Annotated in this window: 11 protein-coding genes; 9 read left to right on the top strand and 2 right to left on the bottom strand. The window is 74.9% G+C overall.

Annotated elements, in window-relative coordinates:
* The first annotated feature begins 126 nt into the window (after window positions 1-126).
* The gene (gene moeZ, locus PUR56_RS14695) at window positions 127-1,305 is read left to right on the top strand and encodes an adenylyltransferase/sulfurtransferase MoeZ (protein WP_329883162.1); all 1,179 of its coding nucleotides are present in this window, start codon (window positions 127-129) and stop codon (window positions 1,303-1,305) included.
* Window positions 1,306-1,419: 114 nt separating this feature from the next.
* On the opposite strand, the gene PUR56_RS14700 is transcribed toward moeZ, so the two are convergent.
* Window positions 1,420-4,227, bottom strand: a complete 2,808-nt coding sequence (locus PUR56_RS14700; RefSeq protein ID WP_329949233.1) for a flippase-like domain-containing protein — start codon at window positions 4,225-4,227, stop codon at window positions 1,420-1,422.
* Window positions 4,228-4,361: 134 nt separating this feature from the next.
* Between PUR56_RS14700 and PUR56_RS14705 the strand changes: the two genes are divergently transcribed.
* The 4 genes from PUR56_RS14705 (at window position 4,362) to PUR56_RS14720 (ending at window position 13,186) form a co-directional block, all read left to right on the top strand.
* Window positions 4,362-4,718 carry an MGMT family protein gene (locus tag PUR56_RS14705; RefSeq protein WP_443034499.1) on the top strand — a complete coding sequence of 119 codons (357 nt, stop codon included), beginning with the start codon at window positions 4,362-4,364 and terminating at the stop codon, window positions 4,716-4,718.
* 84 nt (window positions 4,719-4,802) lie between these two features.
* Window positions 4,803-8,330: an ATP-dependent helicase gene (locus PUR56_RS14710; RefSeq protein ID WP_443034500.1), complete on the top strand. Its 3,528-nt coding sequence runs from the start codon at window positions 4,803-4,805 to the stop codon at window positions 8,328-8,330.
* A gap of 161 nt (window positions 8,331-8,491) precedes the next feature.
* Window positions 8,492-11,737, top strand: coding sequence for an ATP-dependent DNA helicase (locus tag PUR56_RS14715; protein ID WP_329949236.1), 3,246 nt, complete (start codon window positions 8,492-8,494; stop codon window positions 11,735-11,737).
* Window positions 11,738-11,929: 192 nt separating this feature from the next.
* The gene (locus PUR56_RS14720; protein ID WP_329883157.1) at window positions 11,930-13,186 is read left to right on the top strand and encodes a PP2C family protein-serine/threonine phosphatase; all 1,257 of its coding nucleotides are present in this window, start codon (window positions 11,930-11,932) and stop codon (window positions 13,184-13,186) included.
* Here PUR56_RS14720 and PUR56_RS14725 read toward each other — a convergent pair.
* The gene (locus tag PUR56_RS14725; RefSeq protein WP_329883156.1) at window positions 13,178-14,149 is read right to left on the bottom strand and encodes an endonuclease/exonuclease/phosphatase family protein; all 972 of its coding nucleotides are present in this window, start codon (window positions 14,147-14,149) and stop codon (window positions 13,178-13,180) included. The two genes, PUR56_RS14720 and PUR56_RS14725, sit on opposite strands and share 9 nt — an antisense overlap.
* Window positions 14,150-14,293: 144 nt before the next feature.
* On the opposite strand from PUR56_RS14725, the gene PUR56_RS14730 reads away from it, so the two are divergent.
* The 4 genes from PUR56_RS14730 to PUR56_RS14745 all read left to right on the top strand — a co-directional run bounded on the left by PUR56_RS14730 (window position 14,294) and on the right by PUR56_RS14745 (window position 20,268).
* Window positions 14,294-14,956: a PadR family transcriptional regulator gene (locus PUR56_RS14730; RefSeq protein WP_329949237.1), complete on the top strand. Its 663-nt coding sequence runs from the start codon at window positions 14,294-14,296 to the stop codon at window positions 14,954-14,956.
* A gap of 109 nt (window positions 14,957-15,065) precedes the next feature.
* Entirely contained in the window at window positions 15,066-15,839 is a 774-nt protein-coding gene (locus tag PUR56_RS14735) for an ABC transporter ATP-binding protein (protein WP_329883154.1), read from the top strand.
* A complete protein-coding gene (locus tag PUR56_RS14740) occupies window positions 15,836-18,718 on the top strand; it encodes an ABC transporter permease (RefSeq protein WP_329949238.1) in 2,883 nt (960 codons plus the stop codon). The genes PUR56_RS14735 and PUR56_RS14740 overlap by 4 nt, the downstream gene beginning before the upstream one ends.
* 137 nt (window positions 18,719-18,855) lie before the next feature.
* The gene (locus PUR56_RS14745) at window positions 18,856-20,268 is read left to right on the top strand and encodes a dipeptidase (protein ID WP_329949239.1); all 1,413 of its coding nucleotides are present in this window, start codon (window positions 18,856-18,858) and stop codon (window positions 20,266-20,268) included.

A 20,268-nucleotide genomic window follows, 5' to 3' on the forward strand; every position in this document is an offset into this window, starting at 1 on the left:
GACGAGCTGTCTCGGAATACAGGGGCGGCATGACACTGTTGGCGTAGCAGAGCCACCTCGGTGGCGGAGCAACAAGCCACAAGAGGTTGGCCCCGGCCACCTGAGATGACGACCATCGGAGTCCCCGTGTCGCTGCCACCCCTGGTCGAGCCGGCCGACGAGCTCACCGTTGACGAAGTCCGCAGGTACTCCCGCCACCTGATCATCCCCGACGTGGGCATGGCCGGGCAGAAGCGCCTGAAGAACGCCAAGGTGCTGTGCGTCGGCGCCGGCGGTCTGGGCTCGCCCGCGCTGATGTATCTGGCCGCCGCCGGTGTCGGCACGCTCGGAATCGTCGAGTTCGACGTGGTCGACGAGTCGAACCTGCAGCGTCAGATCATCCACGGCCAGTCGGACATCGGCCGTTCCAAGGGCGAGTCGGCACGGGACTCGGTCAAGGAGATCAACCCCTACATCGACGTGATCCTCCACGAGGAGCGCCTCGACAACTCCAACGTGCTGGAGATCTTCTCCGGCTACGACCTGATCGTCGACGGCACCGACAACTTCGCCACCCGCTACCTGGTGAACGACGCCGCGGTGCTGCTCGGCAAGCCGTACGTGTGGGGTTCGATCTACCGCTTCGACGGCCAGGCGAGCGTGTTCTGGGCCGAGCACGGCCCCTGCTACCGCTGCCTCTACCCGGAGGCCCCGCCGCCGGGCATGGTTCCGTCCTGCGCCGAGGGCGGCGTGCTGGGCGTGCTCTGCGCGTCGATCGGCTCGATCCAGGTCACCGAGGCCATCAAGCTGCTGGCCGGGGTCGGCGACCCGCTGGTCGGCCGTCTGATGATCTACGACGCCCTGGAGATGAACTACCGCCAGGTGAAGGTCCGCAAGGACCCGGGCTGCGCGGTCTGCGGGGAGAACCCGACCGTCACCGAGCTGATCGACTACGAGGCCTTCTGCGGCGTCGTGTCGGAGGAGGCCCAGGAGGCCGCCGCCGGTTCGACGATCACCTCGAAGCAGCTCAAGCAGTGGCAGGACGACCAGGAGGACATCTACCTGATCGACGTCCGCGAGCCCGGCGAGTACGAGATCGTCAGCATCCCCGGTGCCGTGCTGATCCCGAAGAACGAGTTCCTGATGGGCAACGCGCTGGAGCAGCTGCCGCAGGACCGGAAGATCGTGCTGCACTGCAAGTCGGGCGTCCGCTCGGCCGAGGTGCTGGCCGTGGTGAAGTCGGCCGGCTTCGCCAACGCCGTCCACCTGGGCGGCGGCGTGCTGGGCTGGGTGAACCAGATCGAGCCGCACAAGCCGGTGTACTGACCGAGACCGTGGAAGGGCCCGCTCCGGCGGGCCCTTTCGCGTACCCGGGCCCGCGCCCGGTCGCCCGGGTCCCGCCGGCTGCGCGGGCCACCCGGTTCGCGCCGGTCGGCCGGGTTACAGCGCGCCCTTGCGCTGGAGCACGTTGTAGGAGATCCAGCCGGGGAGCACCGGCAGCCAGAAGGTGAGCGCCCGGTAGAGGAAGACCGCCGGGGTGGCGACGGTCGGCGGCACGTCGGCCACCGTGAGCGCACCGATCAGCGCGAACTCGACCGGGCCGATGCCGCCGGGGGTCGGGATGGCGGAGCCCGCCGCGTTGGCGGTCAGGAAGACCACGGCCACCGCGGAGAAGGAGATCGAGCCGCCGAAGGCCTGTACCGAGGCGTCCAGACAGGCGGTGAAGGAGAGCGTCAGCAGCAGGATGCCGCCGAAGCCGCTGACCAGCTTGCTGGGCGTCTGCATCAGGTCGAGCATCCGCGGGACCACGCCGAAGAACAGCGAGCGCAGCCGGTTCAGCACGAACCGCCTCAGCGGCGCGACCGCCGCGACCACCAGGGCCAGCACGGCGGCGGTCAGCACGCCGATGATCACCGCGCGGGAGGCCGAGAGGTCGCCGTTGGTCTGGCTGCCGGTGATCAGACCGAAGCTGAAGAGCAGCAGCAGGTGCCCGGCCAGGCCGGCCAGCTGGGAGGCGCCGACCGACGCGACCGCCTGGCCGGAGCGGATGCCCGCCTTCTGCAGGTAGCGGGTGTTCAGCGCGATGCCGCCGATCGCCGCCGGGGCGACCAGCTTGACGAAGGACCCGGCGAGCTGGGCGGCCACCGTGCGGCGGAACGGCAGCTTCTCCGGGACGAAGCCGGTCAGGCTCATCGACGCGGCGATGTACGAGAAGGCCGCCGCGGCGAGGGCCACCGCCGCCCAGGCCCAGTCCATCTGGGAGAGCTTGAGCTGCGCCGGCTTGATGGTGGTCAGCGCGAGGTACGCGGCGAAGGTGAGCGCGATCACCATGATCAGGGTCTTCGGCTTGAGCCGCTCCAGCTTGGCCGGCTCCATCGGCGCCTCGGGGGCGATCTGCAGGATCTGGCCGCGGATCCGGCTGAGCAGGTCCTCGCCGGCCAGCGCGATGTCCTCCTCGGCCTGCTGCTGGGTGCGCGCCCCGGCGGCGACCTGCTCCAGCGCCCTGGCCTGGGCGGCGGCCTTCCGTTCCTTGCTGAGCCGCTTCAGGTCGACGCGGGTGGAGCGGCTCATGCCGACCGGCTGGAGCAGCGGCAGCGCCTGGGCGACCCGGTCGGCGCCGAGCACCGCGTTGGCGGTGGCGACCGTCCGCTCCGGGCCGATCCGCAGCGCGAACGTGGTGAGCAGCTGGGCGACGTCGATGCGCAGCGTCAGGTCGGTGGCGGCGATGTCCCCACCGGAGAGGTTGACCAGGCAGGCCGTCTTCTCGTCGGTCACCAGCATCGACTCGCCGGTGAGCCGGCGGTGGGCGATCCGGCGCTCGTGCAGGGCGGCGACCGACTCCCACAGCGAGGCCATCACCCGGTCGGTGATCTCGTCGTCGGAGAGGTCGTCCAGGGTGCGGCCCTCGACGTTCTCGTAGACCAGGATCGCGGCGTCCGGGCCGAGCTCGGAGGTGGCGACCAGCTGCGGGGCCCGGGCACCCGAGGCGGCGGCCGCGTACGCGATCAGCGCCTCCTGCTCCAGCGCCTGGCGCAGCGACTGGGGGCTGCGCCGGACGGCGACCGAACGCAGCCGCAGCCGTCGCCAGGCCCGGTAGAAGAAGCCGGAGGCCTGCTGTTCGCGGTCGACGATGTGGACGTCCAGCGGCGGGCCGCTCTGCTGGGCCACGAGGTAGCGGCGGGTGCCGCCGGGGGCGTCCGGGGCGCGGTGGGCGCTGGCCGGGGTGAAGCCGACCTTGCGCAGACCGATCATCAGGTGCTGGCCGGTGGGCCGGATGTTCGGCGAGCCGATCGCGTACAGGGTGCCGTAGGCGACGGACCAGCCGATCAGCACGGTGAGCAGCAGGGAGAGCGGGGTGGTGTAGCCGCCGAGCAGTTCGGTGATGCCGCTGAAGATCACCACGACCCAGAGGGCGACCCGCCAGCGCGGGCGGCTCGACATGCCGACGGCCGTCATGTAGGCGATCACCGGGGCGAGGTAGCCGTGCACCGGGTCGGTCAGGGTGCCGTTGGAGTCCAGCGGGAGGCGGGTGAGGGCGTCCCTGATGTGGTCGGAGGCACCCTCGGCGACCCACCAGTCGATGCCCAGGGAGACGCCGTAGGCGAGCACCGAGGCGAGGACGCCGTCGGCGACCCGCAGGCCGTCGCGTTTGATCAGCCGTTCGACCGCGAAGGCGAGCGGGACGGCCAGGACGGCGACGCTGGAGACCAGGCCGGTGATGGTGGCGAGGACCGGGGAGAAGCGGGGGGCGTTGGAGGCGATGTCCAGTTCGATGCCGGTGGTGGTCGAGGTCGCCACACCGGCGAGCACGAAGACCGCGACCAGGCCGAGCACGCCGGCCAGGAAGCGGATCAGGTCGGAGGGGCGGTGGGCGCGGGCGGCGAGCAGGGGCTCGTCGACGTCCAGGTGCGGCGGGTCGTCCAGCGGGTCGGGTCCGCCCGGGCCGAGACCGCCGGTCCCGGTCGAGGCGGGTTCCGATCCGGCTCCGAGCCCGGCTCCTGCGTCGGGCGCGGGCGAGGACTCCGGCGCGGGCAGCTGGGCCGGGAGGCCGGCGGCCGTCCCGGCCCCCGTCTCCGTTCCCGGTTCCGTCCCGGGGCCGGTCGGCCGGGGGGTCTTGATCGTCCGGTCCTTGATCAGGGAGACTGCCGGCGACGGCTCGGTGGCGGACCCGCCGCCGGGACCTGCGGGCACGGCTGGGGAGGACTCGTCGGAGCCCTCGTCCACACTCACGTCGGCCGTCCCGGTCATCTGGTCTTGTCCTCGTATCACCACTCACCGCCCCGAAGATGGTGGCATGCCGCGGCGTCCCGCGCTGGACAGGGGCCGGATCGGGCGCGGCGGATCGTTCGTACGGGCCCCCGGGTCCGGCGGGATGCGGAAGAATGCCGCAGGTGACGGACGCCCACGACGACGGTGAGCGCGGAGAGCTGCCACCCTTCGCCGAACTGGTGCTCGACCTGGCCGAGCGGATTCCACCCGGCAGGGTGATGACCTACGGGGACATCGCCGAGTACCTCGGTCAGGGCGGCCCGCGCCAGGTCGGCCGGGTGCTCGCCCTGTACGGCGGCGCCGTGCCCTGGTGGCGGGTGATCCGCGCCGACGGCCGCTTCCTGCCCGGCCACGAGCACCGCGCGCTCGCCCGCTACGCCGAGGAGGGCACCCCGCTGCGCGCGCTCGCCGACCCGCCCCGGGTCGACCTCGGGCGGGCCCGCTGGGACGGCGAACCGGCCGGGGAGTGACCGCACGCCGGGTCCGGCCCAGTAGCGCGGAGGCGGTCCCGTTCCCCGCCGGCCATGTGGGACGAAACCCGTGCGCGGACGGGAATGACGGGGCAGGATCGTAGGCTCGATACGGCGGGCCCCTCGGCGGGCCCGCCCGCCGTTGCCCGAAGTACGACCCCCAGGACGTCCGTGAGCTCCCCCTATCGACTGGTGCGCAGCCCCCTCGTGCCGCCCGCCCCGCCCGTGCTGGACGACTACCAGCGCGCCGTGGCCGAGCACACGGGTGGCCCGCTGCTGGTGCTCGCAGGACCGGGGACGGGCAAGACCACGACCCTGGTGGAGGCCGTCGCCCGGCGCATCGAGCGCGGCACCGACCCCGACCGGATCCTCGTGCTCACCTTCAGCCGCAGGGCGGCGATGGAGCTGCGCGACCGGATGGCCGGCCGGCTCGGCGTCACCACGGCCGGTGCCGGGGCCGCCGCCCCGCAGGCCACCACCTTCCACTCCTTCTGTTACGCCCTGCTCCGCGCCCACCAGGACCCGGCGGACTACGCCGAGCCGGTGCGCCTGCTCTCCGGCCCGGAACAGGACGTCATGGTCCGCGAGCTGCTCGCCGGCGGCGCCGAGGACTCCCGGCTCGGCAGGTCGCGGATCGGCTGGCCGCTCGACCTGCGCGCCTGCCTCACCACCCGCGGTTTCGCCGACGAGGTCCGCGCCGTCCTCGCCCGCAGCCGCGAGCTGGGGCTCGGCGAGGCCGAGCTGGCCCGGTTCGCCGAGGGCGTCCGGCGCCCCGACTGGGCCGCCGCCGCCCACTTCCTCGCCGAGTACCTCGACGTCCTCGACCTGCGCGGTGTCCTCGACTACGCCGAGCTCGTCCACCGCGCCGTGCTGCTCGCCGAACGCCCCGAGGTCGAGGAGCGGCTGCGGGACCGCTACGACGCCGTCTTCGTCGACGAGTACCAGGACACCGACCCCGCCCAGGTCCGGCTGCTGCGCCGGCTGGCCGGCGGCGGGCGGGAACTGGTCGCCGTCGGCGACCCCGACCAGTCCATCTACGCGTTCCGCGGCGCCGACATCAACGGCATCCTGGAGTTCCCGCAGACCTTCCGGCACGCCGACGGCCGCCCCGCCGACGTCAAGGTGCTCCGGGTGTCCCGCCGCTCCGGTGCCGTCCTGCTCTCCGCCGCCCGCGAACTCACCCGCCGGATGCCGATGGGCCGGCTGCCCGCCGACAAGCTCGCCCAGCACCGCACCCTGCTGCCCGCCCGCGAGGGCGGCCGGGTCGAGGTCTACACCTACCCCACCCCCGGTACCGAGCTGGACTCCGTCGCCGACCTGCTGCGCCGCGCCCACCTGGAGGACGGCGTGCCGTGGGGCGAGATGGCGGTCCTGGTGCGGGCCGGTGCCCGCTCCATCCCCGGCGTCCGGCGGGCACTCGGCGCGGCCGGCGTCCCGTTGGAGATCGACGGCGACGACCTGCCGCTGCGCGAGGAGCCGGCCGTCGCCCAGCTGCTGCTCGCCCTGCGGGTCTGCGCCGAGCAGGCCGTCCGGGACCGGCACGACCCCGGGGCACCCGATCCGCTGACCACCGACCTCGCGCACACCCTGCTCACGGGGCCGCTCGGCGGCCTCGACGGCGCCGACCTGCGCCGGCTCGGCCGTGTCCTGCGCGAGGAGGAGCGGGCCGCGCTGCGTGCCGAGGCGCGGCGCGTCGAGACCGCCGCCGAGAACGTCGCCGGGGCCGGGGCCGGGACGGGCGCCGAGCCGGGGGCCGTCGGGCTCGGCCCGTCCGCGTCCGCGTCCGCCGCCGTGAGCCGTCCCGCGGCCGTGCCGCGCCCGGCCGGCGAGCTGATCCGCGAGGCCCTCGCCGAACCCGAGCAGCTCGTCGTCCTCGACGCCCCCTACGCCCGCCGCGCCCACGACCTCGGCACCCTGCTGCGCAAGGTCCGCGAACGCCTGGCCGGCGGCTGCACCGCCGAGGAGGCCCTCTGGGAGCTGTGGGACGGCTCCCGCCGCTGGCGTGAACGCCTGGAGCGGGCCGCCCTGCGCGGCGGCGGCGCCGGCCGCAACGCCGACCGCGACCTCGACGCCCTCTGCGCCCTCTTCGAGACCGCGGCCCGCGCCGAGGAACAGGTCACCGGCCACCGCGGCGCCCTCGACCTGCTCGCCGAGCTGGAGGCGCAGGACATCGCCGCCGACACCCTCACCGTGCGGGCCGTCCGCCCCGAGGCGGTCCGGCTGATGACCGCCCACCGCTCCAAGGGCCTGGAGTGGCGGCTGGTCGTCGTCGCCGGCGTCCAGGACGGCCTCTGGCCCGACCTGCGCCGCCGCGGCTCGCTGCTGGAGGCCGACCGGATCGGCCGTGACGGCCTCGCCGAGCCGCTCACCCCGGCCGCCCTGCTCGCCGAGGAGCGCCGGCTCTTCTACGTCGCCGTCACCCGGGCCAAGGAGCGGCTGGTCGTCACCGCCGTCAAGGCGCCCGCCGACGACGGCGACCAGCCCTCCCGGTTCCTGCGCGAGCTCTACCGCGAGGACGTCGACCCCCGGACCGGCCGGGTCGTCCGCCGTACCCCTCCGGTGACCGTCGAGGACGTCACCCACCGCCCGCGCCGTCCGCTCTCCGTCGCCGCGCTGGTCGCCGAACTGCGCGCGGTCACCGTCGACCCCGCCCGCTCGCCCGAGCTGCGCCGGGCCGCCGCCGAACGGCTCGCCACCCTCGCCCTCGCCACCGACGAGGAGGACCGGCCGCTCGTCCCCGCCGCCCGGCCCGACGCGTGGTGGGGCCTGGACGACGCCACCGCCGCCCCCGACCCGCTGCGCGACGCCGACCTGCCGATCCGGCTCTCCGGCAGCGGCCTGGAGCAGCTGGAGAACTGCTCGCTCCAGTGGTTCCTCGACAAGGAGGTCAAGGCGCGCGGCTCCTCCTCCGCCGCGCAGGGCTTCGGCAACGTCGTGCACGCCCTCGCCGACGAGGTCGGCTCCGGACGCTCCCCCGCCGACCTGGCCGTCCTGATGGAGCGCCTGGACACCGTCTGGGACGCGCTGGCCTTCGACGCGCCGTGGAAGTCCCAGCAGGAGAAGACCGAGGCCCGCGCCGCCCTGGAACGCTTCCTCACCTGGCACGTGATGGGCCGGGGCCGAGACGTCGTCGCGACCGAGCACGGCTTCGACGTCACGCTCGACGCGGGCGGGGTCCGGGTGCGGATCCGCGGCTCGATGGACCGGGTCGAGAAGGACGAGGCCGGGCGCGCCTACGTGGTCGACTTCAAGACGGGCAAGGAGGCGCCCACCGACAAGTCGCTGCCCGACCACAAGCAGCTCGCCGTCTACCAGCTCGCCGTCCGGGCCGGTGCGCTCAACGAGCTGCCCGGCTTCGACGGCCGTGCCCCGGAGGCCGGCGGCGCCGAGCTGGTCCAGCTGCGCAAGCCCGACAAGGCCGTACCGGACGCGCCCAAGGTGCAGCGGCAGGAACCGCCCGAGGGCGAACCGTGGGTCGAGAACCTGCTCGCCGACGCGGCCGGGAGGATCCTCGCCGAACGGTTCGTCCCGCAGACCGGGGCGGGCTGCGACCGCTGTTCCTTCCGCCGCAGCTGCTCCGCCCAGCGCGACGGTGCCCAGATCGTGGAGTAGCCGGAACGAGGAGGAGCGCGGGCCGGCGCGGTGGCCCGGGCCTTCGGGCGTCCCCGGCCCGTGCGACGAAGGGCGGGCGGGGCCCGGTGCGGCAGTGAGGGTCGCCACAGCGGCCCTCCCGCACGGCCCGACCTGTCCGTACCCCCCGTTACCGTTACGAGGTGACCGCCGTGCTCAGCCACCCCGACCAGCTCAAGGAGCTGCTGGGCATCCCCTTCAACCGGGAACAGATGGCGGCCATCGGCGCCCCCCTCCAGCCGGCCGTCATCGTCGCCGGCGCCGGCTCCGGCAAGACCACCGTGATGGCCGCCCGCGTCGTCTGGCTGGTCGGCTCCGGCGCCGTCCGCCCCGAGGAGGTGCTCGGCCTCACCTTCACCAACAAGGCCGCCGGTGAGCTCGCCGAACGCGTCCGCACCGCCCTGCTGCGCCTCGGCGGGCCGGGGGTGTCCTCGGCCGACGGGTGGGAGCGGGCTCCGGACCCCGGCGAGGAACCGCTCGGCGAACCCGAGATCTCGACCTACCACGCCTTCGCCGGCCGCCTCCTCAAGGAGCACGGCCTGCGGATCGGCATCGAACCCGACGTCCGCCTGCTCGCCGACGCCACCCGGTTCCAGCTCGCCGCCAAGGTGCTGCGCACCGCCCGCGGCCCCTTCCCGGCCCTCACCGGCACCTTCGCCAACCTCGTCGCCGACCTCATCGCGCTGGACGGCGAACTCGCCGAGCACCTCGTCGACCCCGACACCCTGCGCGCCTTCGACGAGGAACTGCTCGACACCCTCGCCACCGCCAGGCTCACCAACGACGACCTGCGGGCCGTCCCCACCGCCGCCCGGGCCCGCCTGGAACTGCTCCGCCTGGTCGAGGACTACCGGCGCCGCAAGGCCACCGCCGGGCTGATGGACTTCGGCGACCAGATCGCCGCCGCCGCCCGGCTCGCCCAGCAGCGCCCCGAGGTCGGCGCCCTGCTGCGCGGCCAGTTCCGGGTGGTCCTGCTCGACGAGTACCAGGACACCTCGGTCGCCCAGCGGCTCATGCTCGCCGGTCTCTTCGGCGCGGGCCCGGACGGCGGCCCGTCCGGACACCCGGTCACCGCCGTCGGCGACCCCTGCCAGGCCATCTACGGCTGGCGCGGCGCCTCCGTCGCCAACCTCGACGAGTTCCCCCGGCACTTCCCCCGGGCCGACGGCGCCCCGGCGGACCGGTACGCGCTCAGCGAGAACCGCCGCAGCGGCGGGCGGCTGCTCGCCTTCGCCAACCGGCTGGCCGCGCCGCTGCGCGCGATGCACGAGGGCGTCGAGGCGCTGCGCCCGGCCCCCGGCGCCGAGCACGACGGCTTCGTGCGGGCCGCGCTGCTGCCCACCCACGCCGAGGAGATCGACTGGCTGGCCGACTCGGTCGCCCACCTCGTGCGCACCGGCACCGCGCCCGGCCGGATCGCGGTGCTCTGCCGCGGCGGCGCGGCCTTCCCCGACATCCACGCCGCGCTGGTCGCCCGCGACGTGCCGGTCGAGGTGGTCGGCCTCGGCGGGCTGCTCCACCTGCCCGAGGTCGCGGACCTGGTCGCGGTCTGCGAGGTGCTCCAGGACCCCACCGCCAACGCCGCCCTGGTCCGGCTGCTGATCGGCCCGCGCTGGCGGATCGGCCCGCGCGACCTCGCCCTGCTCGGCCGGCGCGCCGCCGACCTGGTCCGCACCGCCCGGCCCGACGGCGTCGAACCGCTGGCCGCCGCCGTCGCCGAGACCGACCCCACCGAGGTGGTCTCGCTGGCCGACGCGCTGGAGACCTTCCTCGACCGCGACCAGCCCGACGAACTGCCGTTCTCGCCCGAGGCCCGGGTGCGTTTCGCCCGGCTCGCCCGCGAACTGCGCGACCTGCGCCGCTCGCTGGCGGAGCCGCTGATGGACGTGCTGCACCGGGTCCTCGCCGCGACCGGCCTGGAGGTCGAACTCGCGGCCTCGCCGCAGGCGCTGGCCGCCCGCCGCCGGGAGACCCTGCACGCCTTCCTGGACGTCGCCGCCTCCTTCGCCGACCTCGACGGCGACCCGGGCCTGGCCGCCTTCCTCGGCTTCCTGCGCGCCGCCCAGGAGCACGACCGCGGCCTCGACGCCGGCCTCCCCGGCGGCGAGGACACCGTCAAGGTGCTCACCGCGCACAAGTCGAAGGGGCTGGAGTGGGACGTCGTCGCCGTCCCCGGCCTGGTCCGCGGCGCCTTCCCGTCCTCCACCGCGCGCGAGCGCTGGACCAGCACCAAGCGCGTCCTCCCGCACGCCCTGCGCGGCGACGGGGCCACCCTGCCCGACGTGCGCGACGGCTGGACCGGAAAGTCGATGACCGCGTTCAAGGCCGCGCTCGCCGAACACTCCGGCACCGAGGAACTGCGCCTCGGCTACGTGGCCTTCACCCGGCCGCGGGCCCTGCTGCTCGCCTCCGGCCACTGGTGGGGGCCCAGCCAGAAGACCCCGCGCGGCCCGTCCGCCTTCCTGGAGCAGTTGCGCGACCACTGCGAGGAGCCCGGCAACGGCGAGATCGAGCACTGGGCCGAGCAGCCGGCCAAGGGCGCCGAGAACCCGGCGCTGGCCTCGCCCGTCGAACGCCCCTGGCCGCTGCCGCTCGACCCGGCCGCCCAGCACGCCCGCCGCCGGGTCGCCGAGGTGGTGCTCGGGCGGCTCGCCGGGCAGCCCGCCCCCGAACCCGGCCCGATGGCCCCCGAGGACCGCCGCCTGGTCGACTCCTGGGACCGTGATCTGAAGGCGCTGACGGGAGAGTTGGAGCGCTTCCGGCGCGGTGTGCGGGAGGTGCCGCTGCCGGCCTCGCTGTCCGCCACCCAGCTGCTGCGCCTGGCCGCCGACCCGGACGGCTTCGCGCACGACCTGGCCCGGCCGATGCCGCGCCCGCCGCAGCCCGCCGCCCGCCGCGGCACCCGCTTCCACGCCTGGGTGCAGTCCCGGATCGAGCCGCTGATGCTGATCGGGCCGGAGGCGCTGCCCGGCGCCGACGACGACGGCATCGAGGACGAGCGGGACCTGGAGCGGCTCAAGGAGGCGTTCCTGCGCACGCCGTACGCGGACCGGGAGCCGCACCGGGTCGAGGCGCCGTTCCATCTGGTGCTGGCGGGCCGGGTGGTGCGCGGCCGGATCGACGCGGTCTACCGTGACGGTGACGGCGGGTCAGAATTCGGCGGCGCGTCACGCTACGAAGTGGTGGACTGGAAGACGCACCGCGAGGAGACCGCCGATCCGCTCCAACTCGCCGTCTACCGGCTCGCCTGGGCCGAACAGGCCGGCGTTCCCCTGGAGCAGGTCACGGCCTCCTTCCTGTACGTCCGCAGTGGCCGGATCGAACAACCCGCAGGACTTCCCGACCGAAAAGAGTTGGAACGGCTCCTGATCGGGAACAGTGAAGAATGAGTCACGGAGAGCATTCAAGTCATCACGGCATCGGGCGAAACCTGTGCGTAGTGCACGTTTCGCGCCTATTGTGGGGTCGGTAACCGGTCAACCCCCGTGCTCCGGCCGCCAGCGACGCCCGCATTCCCTAACCCTCAGTCATCACCGCAGGTGCCCCCCGGGCATCGGCGTCTTCTGCTGGAGAGACCGAAGTTGAGCGCGACCGGATGGATCAGAGAACGGTTCGCCGGGCCGACCCCGGGAACCGCACCCGGCGCGACCGGCACCTGGCCGAGGACGGCACTCACGCTGCCGTTCATCGGCATGGCGCTGGTCGTCGTCCTCGACTACTTCACCGACGCCGCCGTCACCGTCGAACCGGCGCTCACCGCCGTCCCCGCCCTGGCCGCCGTGGTCAGCCGGCGCACCTGGTACCCGCTGGCCATCGGCGCCTGCACCGAGGCCGCCGCCTTCCTGATGGCCTTCCACAACGACGTGCTCGGCGAGTCCGTGCACAGCGCCACCGTCTTCGCGATCGTCCTGGTCGCCGCGATCGGGTGGGTCAGCGCCACCCTGCGGCTGCGCCAGGAACAGCTCCTCGCCGACGCCCAGCTGGTCGCCTCGATCGCCCGACGGGTCCTGCTCCGGCCCGTGCCCGAGCGGGTCGGCACCGTCAAGGCGGCCGTCCACTACGAGGCCGCCGCCGCACACGCCAGGATCGGCGGCGACCTCTACGAGGTCGTCAACACCCGGCACGGCGTCCGGGCCGTGGTCGGTGACGTCCGCGGCAAGGGGCTCGGCGCCGTCGAGACCGCCGCCGCCGTGCTCGGAGCCTTCCGCGAGGCCGCCCACCAGGAGGCCGCCCTCGACCGGGTGGCCGGCTGGCTCGCCGTCAGCCTCGACCGCGCCCTGCACGAGAACGACCACCCGGGCGTGGAGGAGGAGTTCGTCACCCTCGTCCTGATCGGCGTCCGGTCCGACGGCACCGCCGAGATCGTCAACTGCGGCCACCCGGCCCCGCTGCTGCTGCGCGGGACCGAACCGGTACGGCCGCTCGAACTCGCCGAGACGGTGCCCCCGCTCGGCGTCCTCGACCCCGCCGACGTCCGGCCGCCGGTGCACCGCGTCCCGCTGCGCCACGGCGACCGGGTGCTGCTCTTCACCGACGGCGTCATCGAGGCGCGGGACCGGGCCGGCGTCTTCTACCCGCTCGCGGACCGGCTCCCGGTCTGCGCCGACGGACGCCCGGCCGACGTGCTGCGCCGCCTGCACGAGGACGTGGTCCGCCACGTCGGCCGCCAGCTCGGCGACGACGCCGCCATGCTGCTGCTCCAGTACGACCCGCAGCCGGTCGCCGACCGGCCGGACCCGGCCGCGAACGTCCCGCACGTCCCGCACCAGAACGGCCAGCTCTCCCGTCCGGCGGTGGCGGGGCCGGCCGCCCCGGCCCCCGGCGGTCGGTCAGAGTGAGGCCTCCACCACCAGCGGCCGGTGGTCCGAGACCCCGGTGAGCGGAGCGGCTGCCGGGCCGACGGCGGCGCGCGGCACGCCGATCGCCAGCACGTGGTCGAACTGGACCGCCGGCCGGTGCGACGGGTAGGTGGGCGTGCGGGCGAGGTCGTACCAGCCCTGCAGCCGGGCCCGCGGCTCGCGCACCCGGCGCCGGCGGGCGTCGGTGAACTGCGGCCGGGCCCGCCGGGCCGCCCGCAGTTCGCGGACCTTCGCGCGGGGCGCGGTGCGGTCCAGCGCCGCCGCCGAGCCCAGGACGGTGCGCGGCACCGCGCCGATCAGGTTGAAGTCGCCGAGCACCAGGTACGGCTGCGGCAGGTCGGCGATCCAGCGCCGGATCCCGGCGAGCTGCGCCATGTTCCAGCCGGGCACGAACGACAGGTGGGCCGCCACCACGGTGAACGGTCCGTTCCCGCCCTCCAGCACCGCGGCCAGCGCGGCCCGCGGCTCGTCGGGGACGGGGGTGAGCCCGCGGCGTCCGGCCACCCGCAGCGGCAGCCCGAACGGGGCGGGCGCGAACCGGCGGGCCCGCCAGTGCAGCACCGGCAGTCGGGTCAGCAGCGCCGTGCCGTACGCGGGCGGGGCGTCGTCGCCGACCTCGCCCGGCCCGTAGACCTGGATCCCGGCGGGCACCGAGAGGTCGGGCACCCAGCCGGCCACCGGTGCGGGCCGGCCGTGCAGGGCGGCGGCGAACCGCCAGTCGGCCGCGCCCATCGCCTTGGCGGCGACGGCGGCCTGGTCGGTGCCGCCGGACCGGGCCTGGTGCCGGTCCACCTCCTGGAGGGCCAGCACGTCGGCGTCCAGCGCGGCCACCGCCTCCGCCAGCGGCCCGCCGGGGTCGGCCGGGTAGGGGCGGGGGGCGCCGTCCGGGGCGAGGGGCTGACCGTGCAGCAGATTGAAGGTGGCGATGCGCAACTGGCTCACACCGCACGACGGTACCCGCTCGCCGGGGGCCGGTGCGCGGCCGCGGTCCCCGGCGGGCGCGGGAGCGGCCGGTACGGCCCCGGCGCGGCTCGGCCGCGGGGGCTCGGTTTGACCTGCCGGGCATACCCGGTATACATACTCGGTATGTCCATCCGTCACGGCCTGCTCGCCCTGCTCGACCAGGGGCCGCGCTACGGCTACCAGCTGAGAACCGAGTTCGAGGCGCGCACCGGCGCCACCTGGCCGCTCAACGTCGGCCAGGTCTACACCACCCTCGCCCGCCTGGAACGCGACGGACTGGTCGTCCCCGCTGGCGAGGACGACGAAGGGCACCAGTTCTACGCCGTCACCGACGCCGGCCGGGCCGAACTGCACGCCTGGTTCGACAGCCCGGTGCCGCGCACCAACCCGCCCCGCGACGAGCTCGCCATCAAGCTCGCCATGGCCGTCACCGTCCCCGGCGTCGACGTGCCCGCCGTCGTCCAGAGCCAGCGCCGGCACAGCATCAAGGCGCTCCAGGACTACACCCGGCTCAAGGGCCGCGCCCTCGCCGGCGAGAGCCGCCCCACCGCCACCGGCGGGACGGCCGCGACGGACGACGGCACCGGCGCCGACCTGGCCTGGCTGCTCGTCCTCGAACAGCTCATCTTCCAGACCGAGGCCGAGGTCCGCTGGCTCGACCACTGCGAGACCCGGCTCGCCCAGCGCGCCGAGATCGAACAGGCCCGCGCCGCCGAGAACCGGCAGAACGACCCCGCGCCGGCGCCCGCGCCCCGCCGGATCGGACGCCGCCGCACCACGGCCTGAGCCGCCCCGGCGGCCCACCCCGTACGGACCCCGACACCGTACGCACCGACGAACCACCGGCCCGGCCGCACCACACGATGCGGCGGGCCCCACCACAGCAGGGGGAATCGTGTCCCACACCGATCCGACCAGGGACGGCCGCAAGCCCGTCCTGCACCTGGACAACGTCACCCGCGTCCACGGGCAGGGCGCCGGCGAGGTGCGGGCGCTGCGCGGCGTCGACCTCAAGGTCCACCCCGGGGAGTTCGTCGCCGTCATGGGCCCGTCCGGGTCCGGCAAGTCCACCCTGCTCACCCTCGCGGGCGGCCTGGACACCCCCACCGACGGCCAGGTCCTCGTCGAAGGCGTCGCCCTCGGCGGACTCGACCGCAAGCGGCTCGCCGAGGTCCGCCGCCGATCCGTCGGCTACGTCTTCCAGGACTACAACCTGATACCGGCCCTCACCGCCGCCGAGAACATCTCCCTCCCGCGTGAACTCGACGGCCTCTCCGGCCGCGCCGCCCGCCGCGAGGCCCTCGTCGCCCTCGAAGAGCTCGGCATCCCCGAACTCGCCGACCGCTTCCCCGACGACATGTCCGGCGGCCAGCAGCAGCGCGTCGCCATCGCCCGCGCCCTCATCGGCGACCGCCGCCTCGTCCTCGCCGACGAGCCCACCGGCGCCCTCGACTCCACCACCGGCGAGTCGGTCCTCGCCGTCCTGCGCGCCCGCTGCGACGAGGGCGCCGCCGCCATGATGGTCACCCACGAACCCCGGCACGCCGCCTGGGCCGACCGCGTCGTGTTCCTCCGCGACGGCCGCATGGTCGACGAGAGCGTCAGCCAGGACGCCGGCAGCCTCCTCGTCGCCGCCGCCGCCAACGCGAAGGGCCCGGTGGAGCAGTGAAGCTCAGCGCCTGGCGGGTCGCCCTGCGCATCGCCCGCCGTGACGCCCTGCGCGCCAAGGGCCGCAGCGCCCTCGTCGTTGCCATGGTCGCCCTGCCCGTCCTCGGCGTGGCCGGCGCCGACGTCGTCTTCCGCAGCGCCGAACTCGACCCGGGCGAGAAGGTCGTCCGCACCATGGGCCGGTCCGCCGCCGAGATCCGCCTGCTCGAACGCGGCTCCGTCGTGCTCCAGCCGCCGGACCCGGAGTCCGACTTCCACCTGGAGAGCGCCGAGGAGGCCAAGAAGGAGAACGGGCAGCCCGTCCACACCCCCGAGCAGAAGCGCAGCCTCGCCACCGAGCCCGGCGAACTCGTCAAGCAGCTCCTGCCGGCCGGCGCCACCCTCGTCCCCGTGCGCCAGGGCCCCTACACCGCCAGCAGCACCCGCGACGGCCTCGTCAACGTCAAGACCGTCGAGGCCGACCTCACCGACCCGGTCTGGCGCGGACGGATCGACCTCGTCGGGGGCCGCGCCCCGAGCGCCGACCACGAGGTCGCCGTCACCCGGGACTTCCTCGACCGCTCCGGGCTGCGGATCGGCGACCGGACCGCCCCGCGCGGCCTCGAAGCCACCCCGTACACCATCACCGGTGTCGCCGAGTACCCCGGCGACCTGCGCACCGCCGCCGTCGTCGCCCGGCCCGGCGCCCTGATCGACCCGCTCGGCAAACTGTCCGGCGCCGATGCGAACCGGGGCCGCGGCTCCTCCTCGGGCTCCGACGACCGCTGGCTGGTCAAGCTCCCCGCCGGCGGCGTCGTCGACTGGGCCAAGGTCCAGGAGCTCAACAAGCACGGATTCACCGTCAGCTCCCGCGCCGTCATGCTCGACCCGCCGGCCCGCTCCGAGGTGCCGTTCTACGACTACCAGGACCGCCGGGGCGGCGGCGCGACCCCGTTCCTCGACAAGACCTCCGTCGTCATCCTCGCCACCGTCGTCGGCATGGCCCTGCTGGAGATCGTGCTCCTCGCGGGCCCCGCCTTCGCCGTCGGTGCCCGGCGCTCCCGGCGGCAGCTCGGCCTGCTCGCCGCCGGCGGCGGTGACCGCGCCAACGTCCGCGCCGTCGTCCTCGGCGGCGGTGTCGTCCTCGGCCTCACCGGCGCGGCCGTCGGCCTCGTCACCGGCATCGGCCTGGTGGCCGCGCTGCGCACCTCCGCGGAGAGCTACGCCGGGGAGCGGTTCGGCCACTTCGACCTGCAGCCGGTCGACCTGTTCGGCATCCTGCTGATCGGCCTGGTCACCGGCCTGCTCGCGGCCGTCGTCCCCGCCGTCCAGGCCTCCCGCCAGGACGTCGTGGCCGCGCTCACCGGCCGCGACAGCCTCAAGCCGCCGAGCCGCAAGCTCGCCCTGCTCGGCCTGGCGATGCTCGGGGCCGGCTCCGCCCTCGCCCTGCTCGGCGCCACCGGCGGCTTCGGCAGCCGCTCGACGGCCGTCCTCGGCGGCTCGGCCGTCGCCGAACTCGGCATGGTCGCCCTCACCCCCTACCTGGTCGGCCTCTTCGGCCGGATCGGCCGCTGGCTGCCGCTCGGCCCCCGCCTCGCCCTGCGCGACTCCGTCCGCCACCGCGGCCGCACCGCCCCCGCGGTCGCCGCCGTGATGGCCGCCGTCGCGGGCTCCGTCGCCGTCGGCATCTACGGCGCCAGCAGCGACGAGCAGCACCGGCGCGAGTACACCGCCGCCGGCCCGGCCAACGCGGTCATCGTCACCAACGGCTGGGGCGCCGCCTCCGACGGCTCGATGCTCCCGCAGCTGCGCGGCGCCGTGCAGGACAACATCCCCGCCCTCGGCGAGCGCGCCGACGTCCGGCGCGTCAACTACAAGGGCGACTGCCGGGCCACCAACGGCTCCTGCGGCCACGTCGGCATCGTCCTGCCCGAGGAACTGCGCTGCCCGGTCTGGGGCAAGCGGTCCGTCATGATCGACGGCGAGGCCGAGCGGCTGCTCCGCGAGGACCCGCGCTGCCGCTCGGCGTACGTCTCCCGCGGCAGCTCCTTCGGGAGCGTCCAGGCCGGCGACGGCAACCTGCTGCGCAACCTCTACGGCGCCACCGACCCGGCCGGCGCCCAGGCGCTCGCCGCCGGCAAGGTCGTGGTCTTCGACCAGCGCTACATCAAGGACGGGAAGGTGACGTTCGAACTCACCGAGCCGGACGACCCGAACCAGCCGGTCACCCCCGACCGGGAGCCGGTCGTCCACCCCGTCACCGTCGACGCCGTCCACGTCGAAGCGCCGGTCCAGGCCGGCGGCGACGCCGTGCTCGGCGCCGACACCGCCGTCCGCCTCGGTCTCACCACCAGCGACTCCGGTTCGGTCTGGCTGCCCGGGACCGCGCCGACCGACCGGGCGGAGCAGAAGGTCCGCGGCGCGCTCGCCAAGCTGTCCGACGGCACCGACTTCGAGGTCGAGCGCGGCTACCGGTCGGAGAACGACCTGATCTCCCTCGGGCTCACCGCCTTCGCGGGCCTGGTCGCCCTCGGCGCCGCGGGCATCGCCACCGGTCTCGCCGCCGCCGACTCCCAGCGGGACCTGACCACCCTCGCGGCGGTCGGCGCCGCGCCCCGGGTCCGGCGCACCCTCTCCGGCTTCCAGTGCGGCGTCATCGCCGCGATGGGCGCCCTGCTCGGTGCCGTCGCCGGGGTCGTGCCCGCCGTGGCGCTGCGCAAGGTCGAGGCCGCCGCGCAGGCCTACCCGGGGATGAGCCTCCAGGAGGAGACCGCCAAGGGCGTCGTGGTCTTCCCCTGGCTCAACGTCGGGGCCACCGTGGTCCTGCTGCCGCTGCTCGCGGTGGCGCTGGCCGCGCTGCTCACCCGCTCGCGGATCTCACTGCTGCGGCGCTCCGGCTGAGCACCGTCCTCCCGCCCCCGTCGCCCCCGGTCGCCGCCCCCCTGCGGCCGGGGGTGACGGACGTTACAGGCCTTCCGGTGTCCACCGGCCGGGACCGGGGCCCGTCCGACCCGCACGGGCGAACTAAAGTCGTCCGTATGACGAGAACTCCGGACAGCGTCGTCCGCGCCTTCATCGACCAGCACCAGGCCGCCTTCCTCGCGGACCTCGCCGACTGGCTCCGCATCCCCTCGGTCTCCGCCGATCCCGGCCGGGCCGACGACGTGCGCCGCTCCGCCGAGTGGCTGGCCGCGAAGCTGCGCGACACCGGCTTCCCGGTGGCCGAGGTCTGGGAGACGGACGGCCTGCCGGCGGTCTTCGCCGAGTGGCCGTCCGGGGACTCGTCCGCGCCGACCGTGCTGGTCTACGGGCACCACGACGTGCAGCCGGCGGCCAAGGAGGACGGCTGGGCGACCGAGCCGTTCGAGCCGACCGTGGTCGGGAAGCAGCTGTTCGCCCGCGGCGCCGCCGACGACAAGGGCCAGGTCTTCTTCCACACCCTGGGGGTGCGGGCCCACCTGGCCGCCACCGGCCGCACCGCGCCGGCCGTCAACCTCAAGCTGCTGATCGAGGGCGAGGAGGAGTCCGGCTCGCCGCACTTCGCCGACCTGGTCCGGCGCGAGGCCGCGCGGCTCGCCGCCGACGTGGTGATCATCTCGGACACCGGGATGTGGTCCGAGACCACGCCGACCGTCTGCACCGGCATGCGCGGCCTGGCCGACGCCCAGATCGACCTGTACGGGCCGGACACCGACATCCACTCCGGCTCGTTCGGCGGCGCCGTGCCCAACCCGGCCGCCGTCGCCGCCGACCTGGCCGCCGGCCTGCACGACGCGGACCGCCGGGTCGCCGTCCCCGGCTTCTACGACGGCGTGATCGAACTGACCGAGCGCGAGCGCGAGCTCTTCGCCGAGCTGCCCTTCGACGAGGCGCAGTGGCTGAGGGTCGCCAAGTCGTACGGCACCCTCGGCGAGGCCGGATACTCCACCCTGGAGCGGATCTGGGCCCGGCCGACCGCCGAGGTCAACGGCATCTGGGGCGGTTACACCGGCCCCGGCGGCAAGACCATCGTGCCCTCCTCGGCCCACCTCAAGCTCTCCTTCCGGCTGGTCGCCGGACAGGAGGTGGAGAAGGTCCGGGAGGCCGTCCGCGCCTGGGTGGCCGACCGGGTCCCGGCGGGCATCCGGTACGAGCTGGTCTTCCCGGGGGCGACCCGGCCCTGCCTGACCCCGCTCGACCACCCGGCGCTGCAGTCCACCGTCCGGGCGATGGGGCGGGCCTTCGAACAGAAGATCCTCTTCACCCGGGAGGGCGGCTCCGGCCCGGCCGCCGACCTCCAGGACGTGCTCGGCGCGCCGGTGCTGTTCCTCGGCATCTCGGTGCCCTCGGACGGCTGGCACTCGGTCGACGAGAAGGTCGAGCTGGACCTGCTGGCCAAGGGTGTGGAGACCGCCGCCTACCTCTGGGCCGACCTGGCCGAGAACTGGCGGCCGGGCAGCGCGAGCGAGTGA

Origin of the sequence: Streptomyces sp. BE303 (assembly GCF_036290945.1) — a bacterium.
Lineage (GTDB): Bacteria > Actinomycetota > Actinomycetes > Streptomycetales > Streptomycetaceae > Kitasatospora.